Genomic DNA, 568 nt, shown 5'->3' on the forward strand with positions numbered 1-568 from the left:
ATTCCGATTGAACACTCTAAAAATATATACGGATGTATTTTAGATATAACGACCGTATTTTTTATTTATTTAAAAACTTAAAAAAAATTTTATATTATTTGTATAATATAACTTCGATTTGTATATAATATAATTAGAAAGATAAAATTTGTTATAGAATCGAGGTGAGGTAAATGGGAAAGACAATAACTAAAACTGTAAAACAATATTCCTATAAAATTGATGATTATGATGTTGAAGAATTATTAAAAATAGGAAGAGAATACAAAAATGTTAAAAATTACGTATATTCAAGATATAGTGGAATAAAAAGTCTTTTAATCATTGAAAAACCTCGAAAAATCAGAGATGAATGGGTAAGTACAAAGTTTTATGAACAATGGAAATTACCAGCTAGATATTGGAAACTAGCATTACAAGATGCAATTGGAAATATAAAGTCTGGTTGGTCTAATACAAAAAATGAAATTAGGACTGCTGCTTATAATAATGAACATTTATCTACTGATGACAGATATTATATAAATTATATACTATCAGCAAATAAGCTTTATTATAACGTATTAAA

General features: G+C 23.6%; 1 protein-coding gene. It reads left to right on the forward strand.

The window, feature by feature from the left end:
• Positions 1-173 precede the first annotated feature (173 nt).
• On the forward strand, positions 174-568 hold a 395-nt coding region (locus DWX74_RS11040; protein ID WP_330415692.1), incomplete at its 3' end, for a hypothetical protein.

Source organism: Peptoclostridium sp. AF21-18 (genome assembly GCF_003478825.1).
GTDB lineage: Bacteria > Bacillota > Clostridia > Peptostreptococcales > Peptostreptococcaceae > Peptacetobacter.